The 2326-nt window shown below is 71.5% G+C and carries 1 protein-coding gene; it reads left to right on the top strand.

Going from position 1 to position 2326, the window contains the following annotated elements; translation table 11 throughout:
* Positions 1-2243 (top strand): hypothetical protein (locus ACFV61_RS35585; protein WP_380496295.1); only part of this gene is annotated, 2243 nt, incomplete at its 5' end.
* Positions 2244-2326: the final 83 nt, after the last annotated feature.

The raw sequence follows: 2326 nt of genomic DNA, 5'->3' as shown, positions 1-2326 counted from the left end.
GCGCGCCTACGCCGACCTGTGCGGCCGCACCCTGGCCCGCGCCCACGCGCGCACCCGCGGCCGCCCCGCCCGCGGCCGGGACCTCCCGGGTCGACCTGAACGTCCTCGTCGTCACCGACGGCAACCCGTGGGTCGAGGGCATCCACAAGCAACTGGTCTCCGAGGGCGTGCCGACCACCGTGGTCGACCTCACCAGCAGCAACCGCGCCACCCTCACGGCGTCCTTCCTCGCCGACGCCCTGGCCGACGGCACACCGCACGGCCACTTCGAGGGCGTCGTCCTGCCCAACGACGCGCCGAGCCGGCTCTCCACCGCCGAACTCTCCGCCCTCACCGGCTACGAGCAGGCCTACCACGTCCGACAGGTCGACTCCTACGTGTGGCCGGGCACCAACACCGGTCTGAACACGCCCGCGTGGACCGGTTCGCTCGACGCGACCACCGCCACCGCGTCCTCCTCCGCCCGGGCCGACGCCTTCCGCTACCTCAACGGCCCGGTGCCGTTCGAGGGCACCGCGGGCGGCAGCGGCTCGTACGGCGCGCTGGCCACGCCGGTGCCCGACAACCCGGCCACCGGCTCGCACTTCGAACCGTTCCTCACCGAGACGGTGCCCGGCACCTCGACGCAGGGCGTGCTCGCGGGCGTCTACACCAGCGGCGGCCGCCAGCAGTTGGTCCTCACCTTCGCGTACAACTACAACCAGCAGCAGTTCCGGCTGCTCGCGCACGGGATCGTCGACTGGGTGACGCGGGGCGTCCACCTGGGCTACTGGCGCAACTACTTCTCGGCACACATCGACGACTTGTTCAACGCCAACTCCCGGTGGAGCCAGAGCGGCAAGTGCACCCCGGGCGAAGGCGACTGCGCCGCCGGCGTACCGGACACCACGCCCATCCGGATGGCCGCCCCCGACGTCACCGACACGGTGAACTGGCAGCAGCAGAACGGCTACACCCTGGACTTCCTGTTCAACGCCGGCCCGGGTGTCGAGTACCAGCAGGAGCAGGGCGGCGACGACCCGCTGAGCGACGCGCTGCTGGCGAACAAGAACAGCTTCCGGTGGGTCAACCACACCTACGACCACCCGTTCCTGGGCTGCGTGCAGGACTTCTCGGTGATCCCCTGGCGGTGCCAGACCGACGCCTCGGGCGCCATCGAATACGTCGACCAGCCCACCATCAGCTCCCAGATCACCCAGAACATCCAGTTCGCCCAGGCCAACGGCCTCCCGTTCCGGCCGAACGAGCTGGTCGCGGGTGAACACTCCGGCACCGTGATGCTGCCGCAGCAGCCCGACGACAACCCGAACTTCCTGGCCGCGCTGAGCGCCGACAACATCCAGTGGCTCGGCGTCGACGCCTCCCGCGAGAGCGGGCAGCGTCAGATCGCCTCCGCGCTCGGCACCCCGCGCCACCCGGTCAACGTGTTCTACAACGTCTCCACCCAGGCCGACGAGGTGAGCGAGTACAACTGGCTCTACACCTCCAAGGCGAACGGCGGCAGCGGCAACTGCGAGGCCAACCCCGCCACCACGACCTGCATCGCACCGCTGGACCCGAACACCGCCTGGTCGAGCTACGTCCTGCCGCTGCAGGTCAGGATCACCCTCGGGTACGTGCTGTCCAACGACCCGCGGCCCTTCTTCATGCACCAGTCCAACCTGACCGACGACAAGCTGGCCCTGCAGACCCTCACCGGCATCCTGTCCACCTACCGCACCTGGTTCACCGCGGACACCCCGGTGGTCAACCAGACCCTCACCGACTCCGGCACGGTCCTCCAGCAGCAGGCCGGCTGGCAGCAGGCCCAGAACACGGGCTCGGCCACCGGCTACATCCAGGGCGGCGTGGTCACCCTCCAGGGGACCTCCGGCACCGCCGTGCCGGTCACCGTGCCCGCCGGCACCACCGTCACCGGCGGCGCCACCTTCGGCGCCGCGTACGGCGGCGAGCAGTCCGCGAACACCACGCTCGGCGCGACGGCGACCGCACTCACGCTGCCCACGAACGTGTTCGGTACGGTGGCCGACTCGACCCCCACCGGCCCGGGCGCGGAGCTCGCCTCCTACGCCAAGGGGTCCCCGCACGACGTGCGCCGCGACGGCGACGCCATCGTCATCACCGACCCGACCGGCACCCACGTCCTGCCGAAGCTCGCCGGTGCGCCGGAGGAGCAGCTGCACATCGGCGACCACCACCACAACCCGTACAACGCCGTCCCGAAGGCACCGGCCAAGAAGTAGCCCGCACCCCGTAGCCCGCACCCCGTACCGCGGCGGGGGGGGGGGGGGGCGCGGGCCCCCCCCCCCGCCCCCCCCCCCCCCCC

Source organism: Kitasatospora sp. NPDC059817 (genome assembly GCF_042731835.1).
In the GTDB taxonomy this organism is placed as follows: Bacteria; Actinomycetota; Actinomycetes; order Streptomycetales; family Streptomycetaceae; genus Kitasatospora.
Note: the sequence above shows the minus strand (reverse complement) of the source record. Positions and strands in the feature narration are given on the sequence as shown.